The 25307-nt window shown below is 50.4% G+C and carries 23 protein-coding genes; 9 read left to right on the top strand and 14 right to left on the bottom strand.

Annotated elements, in window-relative coordinates; genetic code table 11:
* Positions 1-35: 35 nt before the first annotated feature.
* The 3 genes from PsAD5_RS24150 to PsAD5_RS24140 all read right to left on the bottom strand — a co-directional run bounded on the left by PsAD5_RS24150 (position 36) and on the right by PsAD5_RS24140 (position 4272).
* On the bottom strand, positions 36-941 hold the full coding sequence (locus tag PsAD5_RS24150; protein WP_208988797.1) for an endonuclease/exonuclease/phosphatase family protein: 906 nt from the start codon (positions 939-941) through the stop codon (positions 36-38).
* A gap of 209 nt (positions 942-1150) precedes the next feature.
* The gene (gene uvrC / locus PsAD5_RS24145; RefSeq protein ID WP_063293970.1) at positions 1151-3184 is read right to left on the bottom strand and encodes an excinuclease ABC subunit UvrC; all 2034 of its coding nucleotides are present in this window, start codon (positions 3182-3184) and stop codon (positions 1151-1153) included.
* A gap of 101 nt (positions 3185-3285) precedes the next feature.
* Positions 3286-4272 (bottom strand): calcium/sodium antiporter, encoded by a 987-nt coding sequence (locus PsAD5_RS24140; protein WP_063293969.1) that lies wholly within the window; start codon positions 4270-4272, stop codon positions 3286-3288.
* 394 nt (positions 4273-4666) lie between these two features.
* Between PsAD5_RS24140 and PsAD5_RS24135 the strand changes: the two genes are divergently transcribed.
* A complete protein-coding gene (locus PsAD5_RS24135; RefSeq protein WP_057461154.1) occupies positions 4667-5332 on the top strand; it encodes an outer membrane protein in 666 nt (221 codons plus the stop codon).
* Positions 5333-5388: 56 nt separating this feature from the next.
* On the opposite strand, the gene PsAD5_RS24130 is transcribed toward PsAD5_RS24135, so the two are convergent.
* From PsAD5_RS24130 to PsAD5_RS28730, 6 genes are all read right to left on the bottom strand, one after another.
* Positions 5389-6021 carry a glutathione S-transferase family protein gene (locus PsAD5_RS24130; protein WP_063293968.1) on the bottom strand — a complete coding sequence of 211 codons (633 nt, stop codon included), beginning with the start codon at positions 6019-6021 and terminating at the stop codon, positions 5389-5391.
* A gap of 5 nt (positions 6022-6026) precedes the next feature.
* Positions 6027-6644, bottom strand: coding sequence for a glutathione S-transferase family protein (locus PsAD5_RS24125; protein ID WP_063294102.1), 618 nt, complete (start codon positions 6642-6644; stop codon positions 6027-6029).
* Between the two features lie 165 nt (positions 6645-6809).
* Positions 6810-7337 (bottom strand): menaquinone-dependent protoporphyrinogen IX dehydrogenase, encoded by a 528-nt coding sequence (hemG, locus tag PsAD5_RS24120; protein ID WP_063290017.1) that lies wholly within the window; start codon positions 7335-7337, stop codon positions 6810-6812.
* Between the two features lie 89 nt (positions 7338-7426).
* Positions 7427-7951: a hypothetical protein gene (locus tag PsAD5_RS28395; protein WP_208980535.1), complete on the bottom strand. Its 525-nt coding sequence runs from the start codon at positions 7949-7951 to the stop codon at positions 7427-7429.
* Positions 7952-8129: 178 nt separating this feature from the next.
* Positions 8130-8984 (bottom strand): 23S rRNA (adenine(2030)-N(6))-methyltransferase RlmJ, encoded by an 855-nt coding sequence (locus PsAD5_RS24110; protein ID WP_063293967.1) that lies wholly within the window; start codon positions 8982-8984, stop codon positions 8130-8132.
* A gap of 197 nt (positions 8985-9181) precedes the next feature.
* A complete protein-coding gene (locus PsAD5_RS28730) occupies positions 9182-9832 on the bottom strand; it encodes a cold-shock protein (protein WP_057461149.1) in 651 nt (216 codons plus the stop codon).
* A 547-nt stretch (positions 9833-10379) separates the two neighbouring features.
* Between PsAD5_RS28730 and PsAD5_RS24100 the strand changes: the two genes are divergently transcribed.
* Positions 10380-11045 carry an MBL fold metallo-hydrolase gene (locus PsAD5_RS24100; protein WP_063293966.1) on the top strand — a complete coding sequence of 222 codons (666 nt, stop codon included), beginning with the start codon at positions 10380-10382 and terminating at the stop codon, positions 11043-11045.
* Positions 11046-11091: 46 nt separating this feature from the next.
* Here PsAD5_RS24100 and PsAD5_RS24095 read toward each other — a convergent pair whose 3' ends face one another.
* Together PsAD5_RS24095 and PsAD5_RS24090 are read right to left on the bottom strand one after the other, a co-directional pair.
* Positions 11092-12069 (bottom strand): DUF1402 family protein, encoded by a 978-nt coding sequence (locus PsAD5_RS24095; protein ID WP_063293965.1) that lies wholly within the window; start codon positions 12067-12069, stop codon positions 11092-11094.
* Positions 12070-12184: 115 nt separating this feature from the next.
* The gene (locus tag PsAD5_RS24090) at positions 12185-12556 is read right to left on the bottom strand and encodes a septal ring lytic transglycosylase RlpA family protein (protein ID WP_244272115.1); all 372 of its coding nucleotides are present in this window, start codon (positions 12554-12556) and stop codon (positions 12185-12187) included.
* A gap of 244 nt (positions 12557-12800) precedes the next feature.
* Here PsAD5_RS24090 and PsAD5_RS24085 point away from each other — a divergent pair, with 244 nt between their 5' ends.
* The 4 genes from PsAD5_RS24085 (at position 12801) to PsAD5_RS24075 (ending at position 17542) form a co-directional block, all read left to right on the top strand.
* On the top strand, positions 12801-13754 hold the full coding sequence (locus tag PsAD5_RS24085) for a heparan-alpha-glucosaminide N-acetyltransferase (protein WP_063293964.1): 954 nt from the start codon (positions 12801-12803) through the stop codon (positions 13752-13754).
* Between the two features lie 638 nt (positions 13755-14392).
* Positions 14393-15673, top strand: a complete 1281-nt coding sequence (locus PsAD5_RS24080; protein ID WP_063293963.1) for an OmpP1/FadL family transporter — start codon at positions 14393-14395, stop codon at positions 15671-15673.
* Positions 15674-16073: 400 nt separating this feature from the next.
* Positions 16074-16208 (top strand): hypothetical protein, encoded by a 135-nt coding sequence (locus PsAD5_RS28725; protein WP_275078140.1) that lies wholly within the window; start codon positions 16074-16076, stop codon positions 16206-16208.
* A gap of 77 nt (positions 16209-16285) precedes the next feature.
* Positions 16286-17542, top strand: a complete 1257-nt coding sequence (locus tag PsAD5_RS24075) for an OmpP1/FadL family transporter (RefSeq protein ID WP_063293962.1) — start codon at positions 16286-16288, stop codon at positions 17540-17542.
* A gap of 54 nt (positions 17543-17596) precedes the next feature.
* Here the strand turns inward: PsAD5_RS24075 and PsAD5_RS24070 are convergent, their stop codons facing one another.
* Complete coding sequence (locus PsAD5_RS24070; RefSeq protein WP_063293961.1) at positions 17597-18097, bottom strand: hypothetical protein; 501 nt, start codon at positions 18095-18097, stop codon at positions 17597-17599.
* Positions 18098-18102: 5 nt separating this feature from the next.
* On the bottom strand, positions 18103-18588 hold the full coding sequence (locus PsAD5_RS24065; RefSeq protein WP_063293960.1) for a hypothetical protein: 486 nt from the start codon (positions 18586-18588) through the stop codon (positions 18103-18105).
* Between the two features lie 373 nt (positions 18589-18961).
* On the opposite strand from PsAD5_RS24065, the gene uvrB reads away from it, so the two are divergent.
* Both uvrB and PsAD5_RS24055 read left to right on the top strand, forming a co-directional pair.
* Entirely contained in the window at positions 18962-21763 is a 2802-nt protein-coding gene (uvrB, locus tag PsAD5_RS24060) for an excinuclease ABC subunit UvrB (RefSeq protein ID WP_446737491.1), read from the top strand.
* Positions 21764-21964: 201 nt separating this feature from the next.
* The gene (locus PsAD5_RS24055) at positions 21965-22606 is read left to right on the top strand and encodes an HAD family hydrolase (protein ID WP_063294100.1); all 642 of its coding nucleotides are present in this window, start codon (positions 21965-21967) and stop codon (positions 22604-22606) included.
* Positions 22607-22623: 17 nt separating this feature from the next.
* Here PsAD5_RS24055 and PsAD5_RS24050 read toward each other — a convergent pair whose 3' ends face one another.
* Complete coding sequence (locus PsAD5_RS24050) at positions 22624-24540, bottom strand: S9 family peptidase (protein WP_084406040.1); 1917 nt, start codon at positions 24538-24540, stop codon at positions 22624-22626.
* Between the two features lie 290 nt (positions 24541-24830).
* Between PsAD5_RS24050 and PsAD5_RS24045 the strand changes: the two genes are divergently transcribed.
* Positions 24831-25295, top strand: coding sequence for a plastocyanin/azurin family copper-binding protein (locus PsAD5_RS24045; protein WP_208988793.1), 465 nt, complete (start codon positions 24831-24833; stop codon positions 25293-25295).
* Positions 25296-25307: the final 12 nt, after the last annotated feature.

The following is a 25307-nucleotide window of genomic DNA, read 5'->3' as shown; positions in this document are numbered from 1 at the left end:
CGGACCGATCCCTATAAAGTTATTATATGCTTACTTTAGGGTAATATGTGAAGTGTCGCGAAGATTGGAAAATGGTCTGAGCCGACATCTTCGTCAATTATGAGGTCTTTGATTATAATTTCTTCAGAAGAGGTGATGTGATCGACTTTTGATCCCAACACTTTTCCAAGAAATGGATTGATAAAATATCGAGTTGTCTGCGGAATGAGGCTGGTGAACGTTGTTTTCAGCTTCAAATCTGAAAGCAGTTTCTGAAAGGTATCTGACCAGACAGGGGTGTTCCAGTCCCCTAAAACCATAATGGGTGAATCTGTCCGCTGTTCCCGGATGTAATTTGACACGAAATTCATGTAGGTCGTCCGTCCGTCCAGGCGACGTTGACTGCGTGGACTTGCCGGGTGGATTGCATAGAGCTGGATCAGGGTGCCGTTGATATCGACATTTGCGCTCAGGAACTCGCGCGGGATGTACCCGTTTTGCCCAAGGCCAGGTATATGGACTCGTTTTGAGTTCTTTAGCGGAAATTTGCTGAAGACTGTGAGATCAGTGTCGCGCTTTGCTGGGGGCAGGATAGCGTATTGATAATTCTCTGTAAGGAATGTTTTCAGACGGGGAGTTGCGCTTGCGGTTTCCTGGAACACAATCAGGTCTGGTTGACGTTTTTCAATCAGCTCTTGCAAGGCCTCCTTCTCGAACTGCATATGCAGGAGATTGAGGCTCATGACGTTGAACGTCTTGCTTTTGGGGTGGTTATCCAGAATTGCGACAGGTTGAGTGACGAGACGGATGCTGGTGACCATCCAGAAGCTAGAGATGATCAATCCTAAGAGACAGAGTAAATGGAGCCAGTGCAGCTTTCTGGCCAGTACGAGCCAGAGAAGGAGACCGACAAAACCTACTGCGATAAGCTGAGGGATGAAGAAAGCTACCGCCTCGCTCAACAGGTTTCCGGGAGCGAATAAAGAGGCGAGGAGCAAGAAGGTGACCGCAAGTGTTCCTGCGCGCACCAGATGAAGCAAGATCGGGGTATTGGGTTTTTTCTTTGATAATACCCTGTCTGAACGCACTGCTCTCACCTTTGGTTGCTAAGTTTCGATGAGAATAGCGTATAGTCGTTTTCTATTTGTGAAAACAATGCGTTATCCCGTGATTATTCGTGGAAGTGGTTGTAGATCAGTTTTGCAATGCTTTCGGAGATTCCTGAAACAGCTCGCAGATCTTCGATGCCAGCTTTTGAAACTGCTTTTGCAGTGCCGAAGTGACGAAGTAGAACGCGCTTTCTTGTCGGACCAATACCTGCAATTTCATCCAGTGGATTTGCGACGATTGCCTTCTTGCGGCGGGCTCTATGGGAGCCGATCGCGAACCGGTGTGCCTCATCTCGCATGCGTTGCACAAAGTACAGGACCGGATCACGTTCAGGTAACATGAAACTTTGTTTGCCTGTGACGAAGAACTTCTCGCGTCCTGCATCGCGATCAGGACCTTTTGCGATGCCGACCAATGGGATGTCCGTGATGCCCATCTCTTCGAGTGTTTCGCGGACGGCGCTGAGCTGACCTTTACCGCCATCGATGAGCACCAAATCAGGCCATGCAGGGATGTCAGCATTGGATGGTGCAACATCCTGCTCTTCTTCACCGGCTTTTTGCTCAGTTTTTGATTGTGCAGTGAAACGGGCAGCTTGCTCGTAACCTTCCGGGTTCTCCTTCATCAGGCGGGCGAAACGGCGTGAGAGCACTTCTCGCATCATTCCGTAGTCGTCGCCCGGGATCAGGTCTTCCGACTTGATGTTGAACTTTCTGTACTGGCCTTTTGCAAAACCATCTGAGCCCGCAACAATCATTCCGCCAACAGCATTGGTGCCTGAGATGTGGGAGTTATCGAAAACATCGATGCGACGTGGTGTACGGTCCAGGTCAAAGGCTTCTGCAACACCCTTCAAGAGCTTCAGCTGGCTGGATGTCTCAGCAAGCCTACGGCCAAGAGCGCCCTTGGCATTGGTGAGCGCATGCTCCACCAATTCGCGTTTTTCGCCGCGCTTTGGTATTGCAACTTCGACCTTGCGATTGGCCCTTGCAGAGAGGGCTTCTGCCAGTAGTTCTTGCTCTTCCAATTCATGAGAGAGCAAGACCATTCGTGGTGGTGGTTTATCCTCGTAGAACTGGGAGAGGAAGCTCTCCAGAATTTCCGAGGGTTCGTAGCTTTTATCCGCTTTAGGGAAGTATGCGCGGTTGCCCCAGTTTTGTCCTGTGCGAAAGAAGAAGACTTGTACGCATGTCTGGCCGCCTTCCTGATAGGTGGCGAAAACATCTGCTTCTTCAATACTCTGCGGATTGATGCCCTGATGGCTCTGGACATGGGACAGTGCAGAAATGCGGTCGCGATAGACAGCCGCCTGTTCAAAGTCGAGGTTATCTGAAGCTTTTTCCATAGCGACCGCCAGGTCTTGTTTGATGAGCTGGCTTTTGCCTGAGAGGAAGGATTTTGCTTCAGCGACAAGTCCTTTGTAGTCCTCAATGGAGATCTCACCAGTGCAGGGGGCTGCACAACGCTTGATTTGGTAAAGCAGGCAAGGGCGTGAGCGATTGGAATAGTAGCTGTCGGAGCAGTTGCGGATGAGAAACGCCTTTTGCATGGCGTTGATGGTGTCATTGACAGCGCCAGCGGATGCAAATGGTCCGAAGTAATCGCCTTTGCGGGCCCGAGCACCGCGGTGTTTGATCAGGGCAGGGGCTTCATGGTCGGCACTGATCAGGATGTATGGAAAGGACTTGTCGTCACGCAGGAGAACATTGAAGCGAGGGCGCAAACGCTTGATGAGGTTTGCTTCCAGCAGCAAGGCTTCTGGTTCTGTGCGGGTTTCAACGAACTCCATCGCAGCAGTTGCCATGATCATCCGCATGATGCGGTTGGACTGGCCCTGAAGCCGAGTGTAACTTGTGACGCGCTTCTTCAGTGACCGAGCTTTGCCCACATAGAGGACTTCGCCGTCCTCATCAAACATGCGGTAGACGCCGGGGCCAAGGGGCAAGCGTTTTACGAAGTCTGCAATGACTTCAACACCCTTTACGCCAGGTTTGCGCGGGGCGGCGTTGCTTTCAAACTGGATGTCTGGATTGCTTTGGGGCACATCGACATTGTCTTCTGCTTGAGCAGGCATGTCAGATGTGTCTTTAGCCATGATCCAATTACTCTCGGTGTATGCTGAAATAAAATATGGAAACGCACCTTATCCGATTCAACGGCAGGTGCGGTCTCTCAGAAGTGTTTTAGTTGTGTGTCCTAGACGAAATCCAGAGCAAATACGCCGTAGATGTAAGCGACATAGGCAACGCTAAGGAATATGCCCCATGCTTTGCCCAGGCACAGACGCTTGGCGGCAAAGATATACAGCAGTACAGCACAGGCTAGCATGACCCAGATGTCGAAGACGAGGATCTGTTCTGGGATCGGGATTGGGATGATTGTAACCGTGATGCCCATGATCGCCAGCAGATTAAAGACATTGGAGCCAATGACATTGCCGAGCGCGACTGCAGAGTGCTGACGGATGGCTGCCATAACGGTTGTTGCAAGCTCTGGCAGTGATGTGCCAAGTGCAACGACAGTCAGGCCGATGACAGCATCGGACACGCCCCAGGATGATGCCACATCAGTTGCGCCAGAGATGGTCAGTTGTGCCCCAAGTGGCAGGCCGATCAGGCCGAGAACGAGAAAGACTGCAGCAATTGCTTTGTTTTCTGGAACGGAATCGACGTCAAGATCGTCTTCTTCGTCTCCATCAGAAGCCGTTACACAGCAGGAGCCGTTCTCTTTCTTATGCTTCTTGGTTGCGCGTACTGAATCTCCCAGAAAGATTAGAAGCAGAACAAGAAGGCCGATACCTGCATAGTGGGTGAGCGTGCCCATGAAGCAGAGTGCTGCGAAGATGACGGAGACCACCAGCATGAATAGAGCGTTTCTGTGAGCTCCATTCTCATCGCATGGTGTTGTTGCGATCAGGGCAGGTACGCCAAGAACAAGCAGCACGTTTGCGATGTTGGAGCCGACAACGTTACCGATTGCAACGCCGCTGACACCGTCGAGCGCAGCTTTCAGAGAGATAAAGAGTTCTGGTGCTGAGGTACCAAAGGCGACGATGGTCAAACCGATGATGAGAGTTGGAATTCCCAGAGCCTGAGCAATTGACACCGCGCCGCGTACAAGCAGGTCACCGGCAAAAATCAATAGTGCGAGACCTCCGAGGAGGGCAGCATATGAGAAAAGCATAGGCTGAAATTCCAATTATGTAAGGTTATTTGCTACACCAAAGGGGGCATACAGGAGTCTGACCGGGTATATAGACAGGTTTGGCGCGTTCTTGAAGTGTCTCAGATCACTTTTGACACCAGATCTCTGCAAAAATTTCAGTCGGTAGAATTGATCACAGCTTGTGTATAGTAAAAAGGCCACTCAAATAGTATGCATTACCTAGCGTAAACAATAGGTTGTCAAAGGTGCCATATTCTTTCTGTAGTTTGCCTTGAATTAACCAGAATTCGTGTCAGATCCAGCCACAAAGTCAAATCATACCTTTCTCCATCCCGGGGCGGTCTCATTTGGTCGCCTTCCCCCAGCGGATGCGTTTCATGCGCTCCGTTTATAATTTGTTGGAGAATGATACATGCTGCGTATTGCGTCTTGTACCGCTATTGCTTTCGGTCTGATGGCCGGCACTTCCCTTGCTGCTGACCTCCCTCAGCCAGTACAGCCAAGTCAGCCAGAAATTTCTTATGAAACACCAGCGACCTTTTCTGCGTATGACTGGTCCGGTGCTTACATTGGTGCCAACGCTGGTTGGGGATTCCTCGGCGCTGATGGCAAAAGCGGTGCATCCGGTGCATTGGATGACGACCAGAATGGTGTAACTGCGGGCGTTCATGCCGGTTACAACTTCATGGTTGCTCCAAGTGTTGTCCTGGGTGCTGAAGCTGACATTCAGTACAACGACCTTGAAGAGAAAAGCGCTGGCGTAGAGCTGCAGTCCGACTGGAATGCAACCGTTCGCGCTCGTGCAGGTTACGCTCTCGACCGTACGCTTGTATACGGTACAGGTGGTGCTGCATTCAAAGACCTGACTGCAAAATCCGCTTCTGGCAAAGATGAGAAAACCGCTATTGGTTACGTTGTAGGTGCTGGTGTTGAACACGCAGTAACCGACACTCTGACTGCTCGCCTTGAATACCTGTATCAGGATTTCGGCGATCAGAAGTTTGACTTCGGTGGCAACACTGAGAAAACTAAGATTGATGAAAATCTGGTACGCGCAGGCGTTTCCATGAAGTTCTAATTGAACTGATTTTCTGCTTTAAAGGCGCATGCTTCCGGCATGCGCCTTTTTCGTTTTTAGCTTCTCTCAAGCATTTCTGGTGCCTGCGTTTCGTTGTAGGCGGGAACCTGAGCAACAAAAGCATCATGCCAGTGAACCAGTTTCGGGTTGTTCTGCCGCCAATCCCCATTTGCGCGTAAGTCGAGATAACCTAATGAGCAAGCAAGTGCGATCTGGGCACAGTCCGGAATGCCGTTGGTTTCGGTTGGAGTTGGCAAAGGATGGTCATTGAAGGCTTTCAATGTGCGATCAACTTTTCCTTGCTGACGGTCGATCCAGGTCCGGTTCCAGTGCTCTGCCGGGTGGTTCCTTGTTTCAATCTGAGCCTGAATGGCGGCATCAGTGATGCCATCTGCCATTGCTTGTTTTGTCAGGACTGAGATGCGGGTGTCGTCTGCCGGGATGATTTTGCCCCCGCCAGCCAGAGTGTCGAGCAGTTCCAATGCGACGCGGCTGTCGTAGACGATATCGCCGTTTTCCAGCAGAAGTGTTGGGACTTTTGCAAGCGGGTTTTGCTCGTACAAAGAGCCTTCGGATGCTCTTGTGTCAGCCCAATCGACTTTCACCTGTTCCTGAAGCCCCAGAACAGCAGCGGCGATACGCGCTTTGCGTCCATAGGGGGAGGTTGGTGACGTGCGGAGTATGACCATTCTGCCTAAGCTCCCGGCTCAGCTTTGGTTTTGTCGAATGAAGGTACGCTAGAAGCGAAGTCATCCAGCCATGCAACGAGTGTTGGATAGGATTTACGCCATTCACCTGCGAAACGAAGATCAAGATATCCAAGAGCACATGCGAGTGCGATCTGAGCTGCATCCGGAGAATTATGCTGGACCTTTGGCAGAGGGTTGTTTTCGAAGGCTGTCAGTGCGCGATCAACCTTGGCCTGCTGGTAATCCACCCAGTCCTGATGTTTCTTTTCTTCCGGACGCATACGGCTTTCATAAACGATCTGGATTGCTGCATCACAGATACCATCTGCAAGAGCTTGTTTGGTCAGAATTTCAAATCGTTCAGCACCTGCTGGAAGCAGCTTTTCGCCGCCAGCTGTATAGTCCAGATATTCAGTGATGACGCGGTTGTCGTAGAGTACGTTGCCGTCTTCAAGGACAAGACACGGGATTTTGCCGAGTGGGTTTTGCTGGCGGAGAGTGTCACTGGGATCGAGTGTCTGTGCAACTTCAACATTCACTTTGTCTGCGAAGCCTAGCACGTACAGTGCGAGCTTGATTTTGCGACCAAATGGAGAAGCGCTGGAGGAACGGAGAGTTTGCATGGCAGCCACCTGTAAAACACTAGATCTTGTTGCAGCGCGCATCCTTATCCGAAACCCGGAGGTGCATTCGGTGATACGCTCTAGGAGAATTGAGTGGTCTGCACGATATCCGTGTTTCTTCCAATAATGCAAGGGACTTCGATTTGATTGTGTCAGAGCTTGCGGCTACTGGGTGAGTTCCTTCGCAAAATGCTCGACAGCATTCCAATCGGTAAATTCGACAGTGAGTTTGGGATCTGTCGGGCCATTGGTCATCTTCATGATGAGCTGGATCATCACTCGATCCCACGGCTTGTAGTCAGGGTAGTTGAGAGCACCTGCGAAGACGGCGGCCTTCTTTGGCTCAAACTTCGATTTCTCTAAGTATTTCCTGAGGTATGCGTTGGTTTGAGGGGTGCTCTTCTCCGGCTTTCTGGCCGTAAGGTTGACTGAAAAGAAAGCTGTATGTGCCTGATTTAACTCGGCTAAATTGCGGCTGATAAACTGGCGAACCGGGCGTAAGTGGAAGCCATAGCGGATAGGGGATCCAATGAGAATTCGATTGTTCTTCAGATCAGGTGGGAGCTGTTCCATCCCTGTTATAAGAGGGAGAAAGACGATCTTTTCTCCATTCTTTTCAAGAAACTCTGAGATCTTGCCAATTATTTTTTTAGTCTGGCCATCATGACTGGCGTAGGCGAGATAGTATTTCATCAATTGTGAACCCGTAGGACTGTGCTGAGATATAATATAAGTCTCAAGTGCGATCAGTCCTACGAGGCATGATGTAGCAAGGTGCTGTGTTAGCGAGGGATGATTTCCTGCTCTGGTCGAACTGTCCGGCATTCACCGTCATAGACCCTGAATTTATCGAGGCCATCAAGGCAAGCTCTGACACCCCATGAAAGGCCAAGGAAGCCATCATACTGCACCAGTGCATAATAGATGCGGTGGCGGGTGTCGTCGGTCAGCGTTGCGACGCCATTACAATAGCGGCGACCCACTGGACTTGGGCGCCTGATTGTGAAATCTGACTCGCGAATTTCTTCGATCAGCTTGATCTCTAATCCGTCATAATAACTTGGAACAGCACGTGCGATTTGCCGTGCGACGGCTCTTTGCGCCTTGCCTGAGTCACAGGCTGGCAGATAGTCGCCGGACCAACCGAAATAGACTTTCTCATTTGGATCGATGAAATCTTCTTCGTCTATCTGCGGGATGGTTGTGTCATAACTCCCCGGAGGAACCAGATCAGCAGCAAACGTTGTTCCGGTGGCAACACTCAGTACAGTTGCAGTCAATAGGGTTAGGATTGATCTCGCGCGCATTAACACTCTCCACGGAAAGGCTGGCTGGTCTGAAGCAGCGGACAGCTGCTTGCAGGAAGCGTTTATGCACCAGCCTCTTTGTGAGGCGCGACGAGATACTAAAAGCGCATGAGCTTTGGCCCTGCGCTTCTAGCAATCAGTGATTTGCTGTTTTGGGTCAATCAAAGGTTCTGAGGGGTTACTCAGGAATAACCTGTTCCACGTTCCATGACGGGTTGATGCCTTGCGTCAGAGTTTTGCAGAGCCATGGCAGAGCGGTGTTCATGTCTTTTGTGAGTGTCCAAGGAGGATTGATGACCATCATCCCGCTGGCCTTCATTGGTGCGTCCTTACTGACTTTACCTGCCGACAATTCGATCTTCATCGTGTTGCGGACGCCAGCTTCGTCAAGTGTAGCAATGAGTTGTCGAACTGCACTGAAGTTTTTGACTGGATACCAAATGGCAAATGTTCCGGTTGGCCATCTCTTCCAACCGCGGATAACACCATCTGCAACGCGTGCGAATTCATCTTCCACTTCGAAGGCCGGATCGATCAGGACGACACCGCGTCTTTCTTTTGGGGGGAGGAAGCTACCCAATGCGAGCCAGGCATCCAGTGCAATCACCTTGACCTTTTTGTCCCCGCCGTAATTGTTCTTCAGCTCTTCAAAATCTTCTGGATGAAGTTCTGTGAGCGTTAGACGATCCTGTTTTCTGGCGAGCATACAGGCAATTTCAGGGGAGCCAGGGTAAAATTTTACGCCGCCACCCGGGTTGAGAGTCTCGACGGTCTCCAGCCAGGGAGCGAGAACTTCCTTCACAGGACCTGGCGCATCGCCAAGATTTTCCAGCACTTTGCCGACGCCTTGCTGCCACTCTCCGGTTTTCTGGGCCTCTTCAGAGGTCAGATCATACAGGCCAACTCCGGCATGCGTGTCCAGTACTCTGTAGGCTCCATCTTTTTTCTGGAGGTACTTCAAGATGTTGGCGAGGACGATATGTTTGAGTACATCGCCAATGTTGCCTGCGTGGTAAATGTGCCGATAGTTCATGGTGGGCGCCTGTTGGCCTTTATCGCGCGCTGCTGCCAGGGTGGAGTTCTCTAGAGGCGCTCTTGTTAATAGGTTTGTTGTCGGCCTTATAGTCTGATGGTGGGCAGGGACACAAGGCGCAAAGCATTCTCGTGAGCGCAAAACTAAAGGCAGCAAAGTGCTGCCTTTAGTAAATCAACAGTGCAAGTCCAGAATGGTTAGTCCTGGCCCATGCTGTCAAAGTCGTCGCGCATCTCTGGCTGAGCTTCAGCTGGTTCAGATGAAGCTGCAGTCCCGTCTTCCAGTCGCAGTTCAACTGCCTTTGGACCTTTGCCCCGGCGATCAGGTTCAGTCTCAAAGGAAATCCGCTGCCCGCTATCAAGCGTCGTCAGACCGGAGCGCTCAACAGCTGAGATATGGACGAATACATCGCTTTCGCCATCATCTGGTGTGATGAAGCCGAAGCCCTTATCCAGCTTGAAGAACTTGACAGTGCCAGACTGGCGAGGTCCCCGTTCAACTGGTGGGTAGCTGCGTCTTCCGCCTCCACCACCGTTTGGTCCGTCCCGGAAGCCACCGCCTCCGGCGCCTCCACCACGGTTGCCGTACCCGCCGCCACGGTCATTGTCGCCATGCCCGCTCGCGCGATAGTCGTTGTTCCGGTCTCCGCCGTATCCTCCCGGACTGCGGTTACCGTAGGGACCTCTGCGTTCATTTTCCACCACAGGAGGCGCGTAGGCGCCGCGCTCGGAATCTCCTGGAAAATATGCTGGTGCCCCAAACTCCGGGCCGAAATTCTGCGAATCCCCAAATTCGCGCTTGCCGCCTCGCTTGCTGCGTGGACGACGACCCGAATTCCCATTATGCATTACAATATCGCCTTTCCTGCGGATTTAAACCTGCCAGTATCCGCATGTACTCGCTTTCTCAAAGCCAATTGCCCGTCCGAAAACACACAAAGTAATAATCAAATGTCTTAGTGGGGCTTTGGTTAAGAGCTCCTACCTGCCTTGCATCGCAAACACTTCCTAATTGCTTGGCCGGGTAATAATAGTGGCCAGTTCAACATAGGCAGTCTTTACGTATGCGCGGCATATAATAGGGTTCAGTTTGGTAATAGGGCAAGCTTTTCCTAGGGAAGGCGGAGGTAAAACCCTATGAAATTGGGGGTGTATCCAGAAATGGGAGGATAAAACCCTATTGTTTACATCTAAAAGATCGAATATTTTTGCGAAGACAAATGATATTTGCATGTTTGACTGTGACTGCAATTTTAAATGGTATTCGTTTGGACTTAGTTTTGAGGTTGTATTTGAAAGCCGTAATATTAGCTGGTTTCAAAAGAGGCTGAGAGTAGCCCGGCATATCTGATTACTGTATGGTGCGAAGAATTCGGAATTTGGAGATGAAGCACTTATGAGTGATGCCAGCAATAAAGCAGATCTGACGGGAATTCAGATAACTGTTGTTCCGGTCACTGCCTTCCAGCAGAACTGTAGCATCGTGTGGAACAAGAATACGCGCAAAGCTGTTGTTGTTGATCCGGGTGGGGATGTGGATCACATTCTTGCTGCGCTTAAAGAGCTGGATGTGACTGTAGAGCATATCCTCATCACTCATGGGCATATCGACCATATCGGCGGTGCTGCTGAACTGGCAGAGACGCTGGATGTTAAAGTGATTGGCCCTCATGAAGATGATCGCCCACTGATTGATCGTGTTGAAGATCAGGCCAAGCAATTTGGTTTGGACGCGGTCAGAAAAGTAGAGCCAGATCAATGGCTTGTTGAGGGTGATGTGGTCACGGCTGCGGGTGCTGAATTTCAGGTTCTACACTGCCCAGGCCATGCGCCGGGGCACGTTGTGTTTTACAACAAGGATCTGAAACTGGCGATTTCGGGTGATGTGTTGTTTGCAGGGTCGATTGGGCGAACTGATCTTCCGGGTGGTGATCACGATACGCTTATCGCCTCAATCAAAGAAAAGCTTTTGCCGCTAGGCGATGACATTACGTTCCTGCCGGGGCATGGGCCAGCTTCTTCGCTCGGCCACGAAAGGCTGAACAATCCATATCTGAAATAGCCGATGGCTATCTGAGTGCGTGAAGGGGAGTTTGAGCTCCCCTTTCTTATCGAAGGATTGCCTGGAGTTCGTCGATGCGCTCGTTGATGAGCCAGCCGTAGTAATTTTCTCGCGGCAAATGTGCTGGTGTTATTCTGCGCTTGTTCCTATAGGAAATGGCGCGTTCCCAAGGGTTTCCGAGATTATACAGGGTCGACGTGATGCCTGGATTTTCAGAGATATCGACGTTAGCGACCTTCTTGTAGGCGTTGATGGCATCTCTTAGCACTGCTGCGGTGTAGTGGATTGATTTGTTTGGGTCCATCACCGTTTTATAAAGGCCTGAGGCATCTTTTGAGCTGAGTTTTGGCAGGCCGCTGATGCTGCTGACCATGTCATTCATCTTTAGGGCTGTGAGCGGCGTTATCTGACCTAGACCGAAGCTTTGACCTGCGAACATTGGTCTGAAAAAGGCCCTGTGAAAAGGTTCTCGCGGGTAGCGGACCGCGCTGATTGTTTTGCCCATAAACCTTGTGTTCCAAATGAGTTCATAACATCTCCAGCGGCTGTTGCTGGTTTCCTGGCGGCGGCATGTGTTGAATTGCGGGCGCTTTACAAAACTCCAGACTTTCTCGCCATCATGTTGGAAAGAAATAGGAATTCGCGCGTATTGCAGAGCCTTCATGTAATAGCCCTGAGCGCTGTCGAGGCTATCATAATTGTAGGTATGCTCTCCGACGATCGCTCCCAGAATGTGGACCGGGTCTATGTTGTACAGACTGGCGACCTTCTTGATGTTCTTGATCAGGCGGCCTTCTCGTTTAAGCACTTTGAGAATGCGCTGGAACTTTTTTTCATAGGTTCGATTAAAGGCTTTGGTGCGTGTTGCGGATGCGCTGGGGATGGTTGGCTGGCTTTGAAGGCGATTGCCAGCGGGAACCTTAAGCGGAACATTCGCCTGTGCTGAACTTAGCAATAAGTCAGGTGAAGATAATATTATGGCTGTTGCTAGAATGAATGCACTTACTTTTTTGTGTAATGTCATAGCAATCGAACTCTGCACTATTAATTGCTGTTGGTTTTGATTGCTTTATGTCTAGATGAATTGTCCTAAAAATCTATTCAGATATGAATTTTTGCTTTCTACAATAAGTATGGTGCTATTTTTTACAATTATGCCCATTCAGGTATTTCTTAAATTCATTGGCAACTGAAATGCGTACGTGTGTGACGCCGCTTTGAATAAAGCCCAGTTCCGAGGCTGCTGCTTTGGAAAGATCAATCAAGCGGTTTTGAGCATATGGGCCGCGATCATTTATCCGTACTGTCAGAGATTTGCCGTTTGACAAGTTGGTTACAAGAACTCTTGTGCCCATTGGCAGTGTTAGGTGAGCTGCTGTGAGCTTGGCCGGATCCATCATTTCCCCGCTCGCCGTTTGAGACGTGAGGGCATACCAGGAGGCTTCTCCGCATTGAGATGTTCTTTTAATTTCCACCTGATGAGGGCGCAGGATGAAGGCGACAGACACAATCAAAATGGCGATGATGAACAGGAGGAGATCGTAAATGCGACCATTGCGATGAGCCAAGCTTTTGTTGTTACAAGACATTCTGGAGCCTATTGGCTATTTTACTCCGCTAATTATACAGGGTTTCCCTCGTTTTAGGGACCAGAGAGATTTTCTGTGTTGGTGAGTTGGTTTATGTAGATTGAAAAAATTGATCGCGTTTGTAGCGGTGTGAACCGTGCGAACATGTTCCGGATAGGGGAATAAAGTGCAGCAAAACCCATTGACTGGAAGACTTATCCTCGCGGATGTCGCCCGCGGCCTCGCACTCCTGACAATGGCAATCTACCACTTCTCCTGGGATCTTTCATGGTTTGGAGTTGTTGACTGGGATGTGTCCGGCTCTGCGGGGTGGCGGTTGTTTGCGCAATTGATTGCGGGCAGTTTTCTGTTTCTGGTTGGGTTCAGTCTGGTGCTGGCGCATAAAAGTGGTATTCGCTGGGAGAGTTTCTGGCGCCGGGAGGTCAAGGTCGCAATTGCTGCAATTGCGGTTTCTGTTGCGACTTATTTTATCTTTCAGGATCAATGGGTTCGGTTTGGAATTTTACATTCCATCGTGGTGTCGAGCCTACTTGCCCTGCCGTTTTTGCGTGTTCATTACGTGTTTGCGTTGCTATGTGGAGCAGGGGTGATCCTTCTCTACCATTGGCTCGGGGATTATGTGCTGCCATACCGGCAGTTTTTCTGGCTTGGGCTCAACTCCTTGCCTGAAGTTTCCGTTGATTATGTGCCGCTTATTCCTTGGTTTGGGCCAGTGCTTTTGGGTGTCGGGTGCGGGGATATCCTGCATCGCTATAATCTTTTGCGGTTTTTGCGCGGTTCTGCGTTTCCGAGCGTTATTTCGCGTTGTTTTGCGTGGTTCGGTCGACATTCCCTTGCGACCTACCTTCTGCACCAGCCAGTCCTGTTCGGGATCGTTTGGGCTGGCGTGACTGCTGGGGTGATTGGTACCAGTGGCGATGTTCAGGTCAGAAGCTTTCAGCAATCTTGCGTGATGGCGTGCAGTCAGACCGTGGATGCCAGGCAGTGTGAGCAGGCGTGTCGGTGTACCTCCTCTGAAATAAAAGAGCGAGGCATGTGGGAGGACTTGCTGACAAGACCGAATGATGCGGATGTGCGTGAAATCGCGCAGCAGGTCTTTCAGGTGTGTCTGCGCCGGTAAGTTCGGCATCCCTTTGCGATATGATTTTATCCCCCTGCTTCAAGGAAGATATGCCCGCGTTAAGCTGATTTAGCCGACCTGCCTGTGAATCAGTCAGGCAGAGCTCTCTGAAATTTCGGAGAGTTGGGCATCAACTATTCTGGTGCGCAGCTATTCCTCTGAAAAAATATACATTTTCTGGTCGCTGAAATCTCAAGGGGGCATTCATGAGCTCTTCCTTTCCTAAAAGGTCGCGCTTTTGCGCTGTTACCTATACGTAAGCTTTGGAATTGAATGAGATTTTTACAATCTGACCCGAGATGTCGTCTCCATGAGTAAGTCATAGTTTGCTCAATTATGCAGCTGACATAAAGTTACCTTCAGAAGAAAAATACTCAAAACTACAGATAGATGGTATTGACCACGCTAAATGTACGGATAATATACCACTTGGTAAATATACGCAGTTATTATGAAGTGATGTTGGGATTTTCGTGCTTGTGGGGGAAGTATAGTCGTAATCTATGCTCAAATAATGTTTTAAACATAGCGTCACCTCCATGAGGTGAGCTCTTCTTTCACGACATATCTTCGCATCCCTTCAGGAGTGAGACCGGTTTTGGGGAATTACCGGAAGCTCACGAGTATGGGGGAAGAGAATGCGGGTTTTGAAGAATGCAGGCCGAGGCCTTGCAGCAGGCTGCTTTGTGCTGGCCGGATCAAGTGCCGCCTTTGCGGGTGCGTGGGATACGATGGGAGTTGGGTCCCTTGACCTGCTGTTTGCGCCAGAAAAGTTCGTGGTTGAAGGTGGTACGACTTATTTGGACCGGAATGTTGATTACAAGGTGAAGAGCGCATCTGCGCAAACCGGTATCCCGGTAGGTTCGGTTCTTCCTGCCAACTCATCAACTCAAAGAGTCACACCTAATATTTGGAACTACCAAATTGGTGTTAAAGCAACTGTCTTGGAGAACTTTGATTGTCTTGGACGTGCCTACAATCCGTTTCGCATTACAGAAGAGATGGATCCTGCGTGGGCTGGTCGATATGCAGGGTTTGAGACTAACGCAAACACTTTAGGGCTTGATGCGACCTGTTCCTATAAATTTCAAATGGGAGAAGGGCGTTCCGTTCGCGCCATCGCAGGTGTAAAGGCTTTGGATCTGACCTACCAATCAGATGGTATGGTTTATGGCGCTGTTCTTGCTGGAGCTGTCGCTGGAGGGCCTTTGGATGGATTGCATAATATTGATACCTCAGCTGACTATGTATCTGGAGCTGAGCTCAAGTCGAAAGGTATGGCATGGGGCTGGCGTGCAGGTGTCGCCTATGAGATCCCTGCTTACGCTTTAAGAGCAAGCTTAGTCTATGATTCTGAAATCTCGATGGATTTAGAGGGAGACTCTTATGTTAATAGTGTTCCTCTTTTGCCCGGTGCCGGGGGAGGTACTACCACGATCCCAGGAGAAGCTTATTCCTCTCTAACGTTGCCTCAGTCTGTCGAGTTAAATGTTCAATCAGGTATTGCGCCAGGGTGGTTAGCAACGTTTGGTGTTAAATGGATGGACTGGTCCGTTATTGATCGCCTTGTTGTTACGAATGCTAGCGGAAGTAAAACAACAAATCGCGTGCTGAACTTTAAGGACGGCTGGACTGTTAAGGCTGGTGTTGGCCATAAACTTAATGACAAGTTGAGTTTGGGAAGCTCCGTTCAGTGGGACAGAGGTGTTGGTGGAAGCTATTCTGACACTTACGCATTTGGTCTTGGTGGTTCTTATGCTCTGAATGACAAGGTTAAAGTCATTGTGGGTGGTGCGGCGATTTACAAAACGTCTGGCGCTGGTGATGCGAACAATCTCGCGTCAGGTGCAACCAACGAATATGAATATGACTCTTCTTGGAATTATGCGCTGAATACAAAGTTGCGCATAGCGTTCTAAGTAAGTTCAAAAAACTCAAATACAAAGCCGGAGGCATTGTCTCCGGCTTTTTTGTTTTAGGTGCTCATACTGCGATTTGAGGGTAATCCCTTATTGTGCGTGATTTGTGCAAGATGCAGCTCAATTTGTGCTGTTTGTGCAACAGTTTTGTGGAGAAATGAGCATGTTGGATTGTTGGAAAACCTATCCCAAAACTCTTAAGTAATTTACGTATAGGTAAGTTTGACTATCGTCTAATGCTTGGTCTCTCTTTACGATTAACTGGCCTGTGTTTGAGACTAGTAAATATAACATTCTAATTTACCTTAGGTTATATTAAAGTCTAGAAAAGCTTACCCAAGCGAAATGGCGTAGTATTTATACTATGGGAGGGGTGATTATTTCTCCCGATGCGTTATGCATGCAGTCAGAACTATATCAGTTTGCTCTGCAAATTGGTGGGATTGCACTGGCGCGAGGCACGTTGATGCTCGTTAAGTGCGGATTGCGCGATTATCGCATTGGGGTGAAACGCGTTGCAATTTCCGTATCTTAAGCAAGTGCTCCTAACTGAATGAACCTAAAATCAGTGTTTTAAACACTGTGTACGGGGAAACATAAGGGGGAGAGGGCATGCGTGTTCTCAAGACATTGGCTCAGACAACCGTTCTGGGCTGCGCGGTATCCATGATTCCTGCTGCTGCATTTGCTGGCGGCTGGTCGAGCGAAGGTATTGCAGATTACGATCTGTTGTTTGCGAAAGAGCGTTTCGCGTTTGAGGTTCAGTCGACATTAGCCAATCGTAATGTTGATTTCAAAAATGCAAATACAACAGTGAATGGTTCGCCAATTGTGGGTATTGCTGCAAACCCAGGTGATGATAGCGCTGATGATATTGCGCCAAATGTTTGGTTTAACTCTGGTTCTGTAAAGTTTGGGCTTACCGATAATCTTGATCTTTTCGCACGCATCAATCAGCCATATGTGATTAGCGAGCAGCCGGGCTTTGATTGGAGTGGTCAATACGCTATCGGTGAAACTAATGCTGATGCTCTCGGTATTGATGCGATGTTGAGCTACAAGCACGAAGTTTCTGAGGGTAAATTTGTTCGCGTTTTCGGCGGTGTTCGTTCCGTGACTGTTGATTATGAACAGCTATCTAACACGCTGATCGTCCCACCTTCAACGCCTCCGCCATTTGGTGCAGCAGGTGTTGCTGTGAACGTTGAAACTGAACGTGAGTATGGTTTCCGTTTGGGTGCGGCATTTGAAGTGCCAGAGATTGCTCTTCGCGCATTAGTGTCCTATGAGTCCGAGATAGATTTGGATCTCAATGGCGATTTTGTTGTTTCTCTTCCGGCAGCAGCCGGTGGGCCGGTCAATGCTGATGCAGCTGCTAGCGCAACGCTCCCGCAATCCATTGAAGCGAAAATTCAGACTGGTGTGGCACCAGGCTGGCTTGTGTCTCTCGGTGTTAAATGGACCGACTGGAGTGTCCTGAACGAACTTGCTGTGAACTTGGATAGTGCTGATCCAAGAGCTCCATCCAATCTGGTTCGTTCTTTGAACTATAAAGACGGCTGGATTATTGAGGCTGGTGTTGGTCACCAACTTACAGATAAGTTGAGTGTTGGTGGTAATCTGACCTGGGACAAAGGTATTGGTGGCCCTTATTCCGATTACTATGCAGTAGGTCTCGGTGGTTCATATGACCTTACTGAGAACCTCAAGTTCACTCTTGGTGGTAAGGCGATTTACAAAACAGCTGGTGAAGGCTCATACGACATCACCAGAACAACAAGTGGTACACCTTCAGAAGTTAACACCGACTACGAATACGACTCCTCCTGGAACTTTGCGGTTTCCTCCAAGATCCGTGTAGCGTTCTAAGCTTTTGTGTCTTTGAGAATTATGGGGCCGGGGATGGTGATCTCTGGCCCTTTTTTATTTTGGGGATGAGGCGATGAGGTGGCATTCGTAGCGGTTGTTGTTGCTGAAGCGGATTTCTACGGATGGCTGTTTGAACTTATTGTTGATCCGAAAGATCACGGCTTGAGCGCCAAGGCTTGAGAGATGGTCGGGTAGTTTGTTGCTGAAGAATTTGTAGTGCGCTTTGATCGGGTGGGCTGTCATTTTGATGACTTCCCCTGCCACTGCTATTTCAGCAAAGGCGTAGGTTGAGCTGGTGTCGATTTCATAATCTACGAACACTGCCGTTCCACGAAACTCGTCATAAATTTCCTGACAATGGTCGGTCATGTCTGAGGAAGCCGAACCGGCACTCACTGCTGTTCCAAAGTGAGCGATGGGCAGCATGAGTTCTTCTGTGACCAGTCGCGCATTTACCATGCCAGCTGAGCCTAAGTGGACTGCAGCAGCAATGCACAGCACTGCCGCTTTCTCGTGAAATGGTCTGTTCTGAAGGACGATAGCTGGGAAAGGCATTTGCCTTACTGTCTCAGCTTGAAGGCTTCAGTGCTCAAAAAACATTTGTCTGTTGGTTGTTCTCCTGCCGCGATGATGTGCACCACTTCATCGTCGAAGTCGTCTTCCATCGTATAGATGACCCTCAGAAAGCCTTTGCTTTTGAGAACATCGGGCATCTTGTCTGAAGTGAAGGAGTAAGTCTCCGGTATACCCAGAGGAGTGAGGCGGACTTCGGTGTCTTCCACCAGAGCGATTGCGCGGTTTTGGGTTGGGCTGATCTGGTATTCAACGAAGATCTCCTTGCCCATGCCGAATTCGTACTTTTTCTCGCAGGCCTCTGTCACAGCCGGGTCTGATGAACCGTCTTCCTTTAAGCCAATGATGTAGTTGAGCGGAACGAGCACTTCGCCCTTTACGTTTTTTGGGGGAGCGGCCTGGGAAGCTGTGGTCAGAAAAAGAGCTGTGGCAATGAAGGTGACTGTACCAAGTCCGAAATGTACGTTTTTCATTCTTGTTATTCCTGCTCGGTATGAGAGATGAGCGTCAAGCTGATGTCAGAGTGATTTCCTCACTAGTTTTATTGAGTGGAACACGCTCTGGCTGTTGTGGCGCAGTCTGCGGCAACCTCAGGCATCACTCAATTCAATGCGGTCAGTCTGGTTAAGAGAAGGCAACGGGTTCTTTTAAAACTAAAGCTGTTTGCTTATCGCGTGTCGTAGGGAGCAGGTTCCCGCTTTTCGATGAAACGCTTTGCTGAGAAATTAAGAGGATGAATAGGCGAGAGTGATGGAACGAACTAAGAACATACTTTCTTTTCCAAATGACTCACGGCATAGTGCACCCATGACTAAGCGCCCTACAAAATCTTCCAGTTCTTCTTCATTGCCTGAAGCTGAGGGGTCCTCCTCTGGCTTTGGGGAAGCTCCGCAGCCTGCACTTTCCGGCAGTCCGTTGTCAGGTTCCGTTTCTGACTGGGCGGACCAGATTGCAGATGAAGATCTTTCCGTTCTGAAGGCTCGTAAGGAAGCAGAGCAGCCGAGTGAAGAAAAGGCTGCTCCGAAGAAGAAAGCTGCTGCGAAGCCAGCTGCGAAAAAGCCTGCTGCCAAGGCGAAGAAAGCACCTGCCAAGTCTGCGCGGGGCACGTCCATGGGGGCCACGAGTGATCCGCGTGAGAGGGCCAAGGGTGGTTTGAACCCGGTCGCGGGGCTGGATATTTCGCTGGAAGATGCTGAGAAGCTTCTTGATAGTCACGTCAAAGAGACGAAGAAAAAGAAGAAGAAGGCCAAGGAAGACACGATCACCGGAGCGACAGCGACTGTTCAGGCGCTGGCACGGCTGATTGAGCAGGGGCGTTCGGATGAATCTGGAGAGGATGCCTGGGTTCCGCACCGACCGGAGCGTCCGTCAAAGTCCGAGGGTGGGGTTCCGATTGTTCTGGAATCCGAGTTTGAGCCCAAAGGGGACCAACCGACAGCGATTGCAGACTTGAAAGCCGGTCTTGAGGATGGCGATAATACGCAGGTTCTGCTGGGTGTTACGGGTTCCGGTAAGACCTTCACCATGGCGCAACTGATTGCGCAGACACAGCGTCCGGCGTTGATCCTTGCGCCCAACAAGACGCTTGCGGCGCAGCTTTATGGCGAGTTCAAAAGCTTCTTCCCGAACAATGCGGTTGAGTATTTCGTTTCCTACTATGACTACTATCAGCCCGAAGCCTATGTGGCGCGGACGGATACGTTCATTGAGAAAGAAAGCTCCGTCAACGAGCAGATTGACCGGATGCGCCACTCTGCAACCCGCTCTCTGCTGGAACGTGATGATGTGATCATCGTGGCGTCGGTCTCCTGTATCTACGGTATTGGATCGGTTGAGACTTATACAGCCATGACCTTCCAGCTGGAGGTTGGTGAGAAGGTTGAGCAACGCCAGCTGCTCGCCGATCTGGTGGCGCTGCAATATAAGCGCAATGATGCAGCTTTCCAGCGTGGGACGTTCCGCGTGCGGGGGGATACGATTGAAGTGTTCCCGGCGCACTATGAAGACCGGGCCTGGCGTATTTCCCTTTGGGGCGATGAGATTGAAAGCATCACCGAGTTTGATCCGCTGACGGGTAAAAAGTCCGGTGAACTTCAGCTGGTGAAGATCTACGCGAACTCGCACTATGTGACGCCGAAGCCGACGCTGAACCAGGCCACCAAGTCTATTAAGGCAGAACTCAAGCAACGCCTTCAGGAGCTGAATGACCATGGCCGCTTGCTGGAAGCGCAGCGGCTGGATCAGCGCTGTACGTTTGATCTGGAGATGATGGAGGCGACGGGTGCCTGTGCGGGCATTGAGAACTACTCTCGTTATCTGACTGGTCGTGCGCCGGGTGAACCGCCGCCAACGCTGTTTGAATACCTGCCTGACAACGCGCTTGTGTTTATTGATGAGAGCCATGTGACTGTGCCGCAGATTGGCGCGATGTACCGAGGTGACTTTAGGCGTAAGGCGACGCTGGCGGAGTATGGCTTCCGCTTGCCGTCCTGTATGGACAACCGGCCACTTCGGTTTGAAGAGTGGGACGCGATGCGGCCCCAGACGGTTGCGGTTTCAGCCACGCCGGGCAACTGGGAGATGGATGAGAGCGGGGGGGTGTTTGCCGAGCAGGTTATCCGTCCGACCGGTCTTACTGATCCTGATATCGAGATCCGGCCAGCGAAGACGCAGGTGGATGATCTGCTGGGTGAAGTGCGCGAGAAGGCGGCGCAAGGTTTCCGAACGCTGGTGACAACCCTGACCAAGCGCATGGCGGAGGATCTGACAGAGTATCTGCATGAGAATGGTGTGCGGGTGCGTTACATGCACTCTGATATTGATACGCTGGAGCGGATTGAGATTCTGCGTGATTTGCGCCTTGGAGCGTTTGATGTCCTGATCGGGATCAACCTGTTGCGTGAGGGGCTGGATATTCCTGAATGTGCTTTGGTGGCTATTCTGGATGCTGATAAGGAAGGGTTCCTGCGTTCTGAAACTTCGTTGATCCAGACCATCGGTCGTGCTGCGCGTAATGTGGATGGTAAGGTTATTCTTTACGCTGACAGAATGACTGGCTCTATGGAGCGGGCTATTGCAGAGACCAACCGTCGCCGGGCGAAGCAGGAAGAATACAACGAAGAGCATGGCATTACGCCTGAGAGTGTGAAGCGCTCTATCGGCGATATCATGGAGAGCGTTTACGAGCAGGACCATGTTTCTGTCGATGCTGGCTTTGCCGAGGAAGGGGCCACCATTGGTCACAACCTCAAAGGCCATATTGAGGACCTTGAGAAGAAAATGCGCGAAGCTGCAGCTGATCTTGATTTTGAGATCGCGGCGCGGTTGCGTGATGAAATCAAACGCCTGCAAGAGACCGAGCTTGCAATTGCCGATGACCCCATGGCACGACAAACTTCTGTTGCGCAGCAAACCGGTGGGTTTGGTGGGAAGAAGAAATATGGTGCCGCTGGCAACCTGCCCAAAGCAGAGGCGGATAAGGCCGATGCTGGTAGCAAAGTGCATAAGCCACGGCTGGGTGAGATGGGGCCGGGAACGGACCTGCCGACACCCGCTGGAGCTACAGGTGAGAAGAAACCACGCCGGACTTCGTCAGGCCGCAGTTCAGGCGGGCGACCAGGTACGCGGACCCATCGAAAGAAGAACTAAAACAGTTCGCATTTAAGTTGAAACACCTGAACTGCTTTAGTCTTTGTTTTTGCGTATCTTTATCCGAAAACCGGTTTCCACTTTTCGGAGATACGCTGTAGGGCAGGCTTTGCTATATGAGGCAGCGTTGACAGAGGCGTGTGTTTGCACCACATGTGTGAGGAATGTTCTCTCTGCATGTTGGCTAACTGGTTGGGCTTAATGACAAAGCACATTGTTTGGGACTGGAACGGTACCCTACTGGATGATTTCGAAATCACTGCGCAATATGGCATCGACTATTTTGCAAAGGCTGGATTGAGCGGTGTGACGTTTGAGGATGTTCGCCAGCATCATACCCGTCCTTTTGCGGATTACATCAAGTCGCTGATGGGGCGTGCCGCTACTGAAAGCGAGCTTGCCAGCTTCTACAGTGATTTCAGCAAAGTCTACGAGCCTGCGATGTATGATTTGCCACTGGCACCTGATGCGTTTCATGCTCTGGAGACCATAAGCGGGGCTGGTAAGAGCCAGTCAATCTTGTCCATGGCTCCCCATGAGGAGTTGGTCTCGCTTGTTCGGCACAATGGTATCTACGAGCATTTTACCCGCGTTGATGGCGCGCGGGATTTAAAGAAGCATTTCAAAATCGATGCACTCAAAGCCCATTTCGATGAACTGGGTGTGGAACCTGCCAACGTTTGCGTGATTGGTGACAGCATTGATGATTTTGATGCGGCCAACGGTCTTGGAGCTTCTGCCGTTTTGGTTTCAACCGGCATGTACTCCCACGACCGCCTCGTCACCACAGGCGCCCCAGTCGCCACCAGTCTTACCGGTGCTGTCGCTGAGGCGCTGAAGTAGCGGATTATGAGCAGTGGTTACAGGCCGTCGATGAGATCACGACCTGCGAGGATCTGGAGGGATGAACCTTCCAGGTCGGTCCCGACTGCCTCCTGCTGGCCGCCCAGATGTTTGGCGAGAAACAGTTCTACCATGGCATGATAGGCCCGACGGTTGTGCATTTTCTGAATGCCGTGGCCTTCGTCAGGGAAAAGGCCGTAGGTGACTGGGATGCCGTGGTCTTGCATGGCGGAGACAATTTGCTCTGACTCTGGTGGCTTGACGCGTACGTCTTTGCCACCCTGAACGATCAGCAACGGTTTTTCGATCTTCCCGACATGGGTGAGAGGTGAGCGTTCCTTCAGGAAAGCGCGGCCTTCTTCAGTTGTGTAGTCGCCAAGACGAGTTCTGTAGAGGGACTTCCACGTTTTCCAGTATTCAGGGATGGTGTCCAGAAAACTGAGCAGGTTTGATATTCCAACCAGATCAATTGCACAGGCAAACTTCTTCGGGGTTTGAGTCAGGCCAGTGAGTGCTGCGAAGCCGCCATAGCTGCCGCCCATGATGGCGATGCGGTTGGGATCGGCTATTCCTTCTCCGATGGCCCAGTCAACAGCATCGAGTAGGTCGGTTTGCATCTTACCTCCCCACTCATTTTTTGAGGCATTTATGAATGACTTTCCAAAGCCGGTGGAGCCTCTGAAATTGACGGATAGAACGGCATAGCCTCGGTTTGACAACCATTGGTGTGTTGGGTGAATACCCCATGAATCTCTCATCCAAGGGCCTCCATGGACCAACAGTACCATGGGATGGGGCTCTTCTGCTTTGACTGAACGTGACAGGTAGCAGACAAGGTCTAGCCCATCTCTTGTTTTGACGATTGCGGGTGACATTCTGACCAGCGGTAAGTCTTGTAATTTGGGTTGAGTGACAAACAGGAAGGTGCTTTTTCCGGTTGATCTGTCATAGCAGTAGAACTCAACGGGCTGGTTGTCCTGCACATGAGCAATAATGAGTTTATCAGCATTTTCTGAAAGGCTGCTGATTTCTATGTCTCCAGCGAACAGCTCCTTGAAAGCAGAGAGAACGGATTCAAACTGTGGGTCTATACCCTTCCAATTGGTACGGGCAAATGTAGCCTTAGCTGCCAAAGGGCGCTGTGTGTGCGGGGCGAGCAACAGATTGCTGATGTCTGCCTGCGAGTCTTGTGCCAGAACGGCAATGGCTCGTGTTTGTGTATTTTCTGCTAGTGCAGCGGCTTTGTCTCGCCCGCGGCTGTCGATCCAGAACAGGGTTTGTCCATCTTCGCTGAACTCAACGGGTCTGGTGGTCAAACTATCTTCAAAAGGAATGAGAGTGTAGCGCTGCCAGTCTTTGCCGTCCGGTCTATGAAGATATTCAACCTCACCGTTATCGGTGTAGCGGCGGGCGAGGCGAACGTTGAAGTTGCTGTCCGTGAAGAATCCTGCAAACCTATCGTTTTGCTTAATGAGCTGGCTGGCTCCAGTGCAAAGAGAAACCCTGTAAAGGTCGAAATGCTTTTTTGTCCTTACATTATGAGCCACCAAAATTTCATTGGGGTGTTTTCTCGATATTTCCTGAAGGTAGGCTTTTGCTCCGACCTTTGGCGTCAAGTAAACGGGATCGCCACCATGAATAGAGACGCTCATGATACAGAAGTTCTCATCGCCTGACTGATCCCGAGAAAACAGAATGTGATGGCCATCAAACGCCCACTCGAGCGTGAGACCAAGATGGCGATCTGTGAAGCTTGTGAGAGGGCGGGCTGTCTGCGGGTCTTCGATGCAAGCGAGCCAGAGATTGTGTACGCCGTTGATGGGGGCATGAAATGCGATCCATTGACCACAGGGGCTGATTTTAACCAGGCGACGCTCAATGGGATCGAAGAATGTCTTGCGGGGGATGAGACGAGTTCGTTCCTTAAGCTGCATGGTCAGAAGCCTTAAATTTATTACAGAAAAAAGCAGATCAGGCCTTGGAATAGGTGGCCTTGAAAAACGGTAGAAGAGAGCTAAGCGAAAGTATTGCAGGTGCTTCTGACCCTGTCCAATCTCTGAATGGTGCACAAACCACAACCGGATGTCGATTGCTGAAGGCTGCTTAAGGAAAGAGCATAAGCCATAGATAGTTTTTGCTTAGGAGGCTGCGTTAGATCAATGCAGACTGCCAGTTACGGACGCATTGTTGATAATAATTCCGAATTGCAGGTGGACGTTTCTCGATGAAAAGAATTCTCTCAACCCTTCTTGTGAGTGTATTGATGGCGGGTGGTGCTCTTGCTGGGGAGGGCAAGACGTATTCCGTTAATCAGGTGACTGATGCCAGTGCGAACACACCTTCTCATATGTTCCGCTTTGAGCCTGATCTGCTTGAGGTGCCGTTGGGCGCTACTGTGAAGTTTGATAATTTTGATGGAAACCACACGGTTATTTCGATCAAGAAGATGACGCCGGATGGTGGGCCTAAATTCAAGTTCAGCAAGATGTCTCCTGATCGGAATGTTACCTTTGATACACCGGGAATTTATGGTGTGACCTGCGGTATTCATGGCCGTTTTGGAATGGCGATGATCATCAAGGTTGGTGAAGACAGTGCCGAGGACTTGGAGGGGGCTCGTTCTGTGGTGCCGGGTGGCCGGATGGGTACCAAGATCTCCCAGATTTTGGATCGGCTTGAAGATAAGTGAGTGTGTAGAGCT

The sequence above is a fragment of the Pseudovibrio sp. Ad5 genome (assembly GCF_001623095.1).
GTDB lineage: Bacteria > Pseudomonadota > Alphaproteobacteria > Rhizobiales > Stappiaceae > Pseudovibrio.
The sequence above is the reverse complement of the archived record's forward strand: the minus strand, read 5'-3'. Positions and strand labels throughout refer to the sequence as shown.

What these genes read in the sequence shown, in the direction of transcription:
- uvrC (WP_063293970.1), bottom strand. Translation starts at nt 3,184, where the DNA reads ATGGCTAAAGACACATCTGACATGCCTGCTCAAGCAGAAGACAATGTC.
- PsAD5_RS24140 (WP_063293969.1), bottom strand. Translation starts at nt 4,272, where the DNA reads ATGCTTTTCTCATATGCTGCCCTCCTCGGAGGTCTCGCACTATTGATT.
- PsAD5_RS24135 (WP_057461154.1), top strand. Translation starts at nt 4,667, where the DNA reads ATGCTGCGTATTGCGTCTTGTACCGCTATTGCTTTCGGTCTGATGGCC.
- PsAD5_RS24130 (WP_063293968.1), bottom strand. Translation starts at nt 6,021, where the DNA reads ATGGTCATACTCCGCACGTCACCAACCTCCCCCTATGGACGCAAAGCG.
- PsAD5_RS24125 (WP_063294102.1), bottom strand. Translation starts at nt 6,644, where the DNA reads ATGCAAACTCTCCGTTCCTCCAGCGCTTCTCCATTTGGTCGCAAAATC.
- hemG (WP_063290017.1), bottom strand. Translation starts at nt 7,337, where the DNA reads ATGAAATACTATCTCGCCTACGCCAGTCATGATGGCCAGACTAAAAAA.
- PsAD5_RS28395 (WP_208980535.1), bottom strand. Translation starts at nt 7,951, where the DNA reads ATGCGCGCGAGATCAATCCTAACCCTATTGACTGCAACTGTACTGAGT.
- PsAD5_RS24110 (WP_063293967.1), bottom strand. Translation starts at nt 8,984, where the DNA reads ATGAACTATCGGCACATTTACCACGCAGGCAACATTGGCGATGTACTC.
- PsAD5_RS28730 (WP_057461149.1), bottom strand. Translation starts at nt 9,832, where the DNA reads ATGCATAATGGGAATTCGGGTCGTCGTCCACGCAGCAAGCGAGGCGGC.
- PsAD5_RS24100 (WP_063293966.1), top strand. Translation starts at nt 10,380, where the DNA reads ATGAGTGATGCCAGCAATAAAGCAGATCTGACGGGAATTCAGATAACT.
- PsAD5_RS24095 (WP_063293965.1), bottom strand. Translation starts at nt 12,069, where the DNA reads ATGACATTACACAAAAAAGTAAGTGCATTCATTCTAGCAACAGCCATA.
- PsAD5_RS24080 (WP_063293963.1), top strand. Translation starts at nt 14,393, where the DNA reads ATGCGGGTTTTGAAGAATGCAGGCCGAGGCCTTGCAGCAGGCTGCTTT.
- PsAD5_RS28725 (WP_275078140.1), top strand. Translation starts at nt 16,074, where the DNA reads ATGCAGTCAGAACTATATCAGTTTGCTCTGCAAATTGGTGGGATTGCA.
- PsAD5_RS24075 (WP_063293962.1), top strand. Translation starts at nt 16,286, where the DNA reads ATGCGTGTTCTCAAGACATTGGCTCAGACAACCGTTCTGGGCTGCGCG.
- PsAD5_RS24070 (WP_063293961.1), bottom strand. Translation starts at nt 18,097, where the DNA reads ATGCCTTTCCCAGCTATCGTCCTTCAGAACAGACCATTTCACGAGAAA.
- PsAD5_RS24065 (WP_063293960.1), bottom strand. Translation starts at nt 18,588, where the DNA reads ATGAAAAACGTACATTTCGGACTTGGTACAGTCACCTTCATTGCCACA.
- PsAD5_RS24055 (WP_063294100.1), top strand. Translation starts at nt 21,965, where the DNA reads ATGACAAAGCACATTGTTTGGGACTGGAACGGTACCCTACTGGATGAT.
- PsAD5_RS24050 (WP_084406040.1), bottom strand. Translation starts at nt 24,540, where the DNA reads ATGCAGCTTAAGGAACGAACTCGTCTCATCCCCCGCAAGACATTCTTC.
- PsAD5_RS24045 (WP_208988793.1), top strand. Translation starts at nt 24,831, where the DNA reads ATGAAAAGAATTCTCTCAACCCTTCTTGTGAGTGTATTGATGGCGGGT.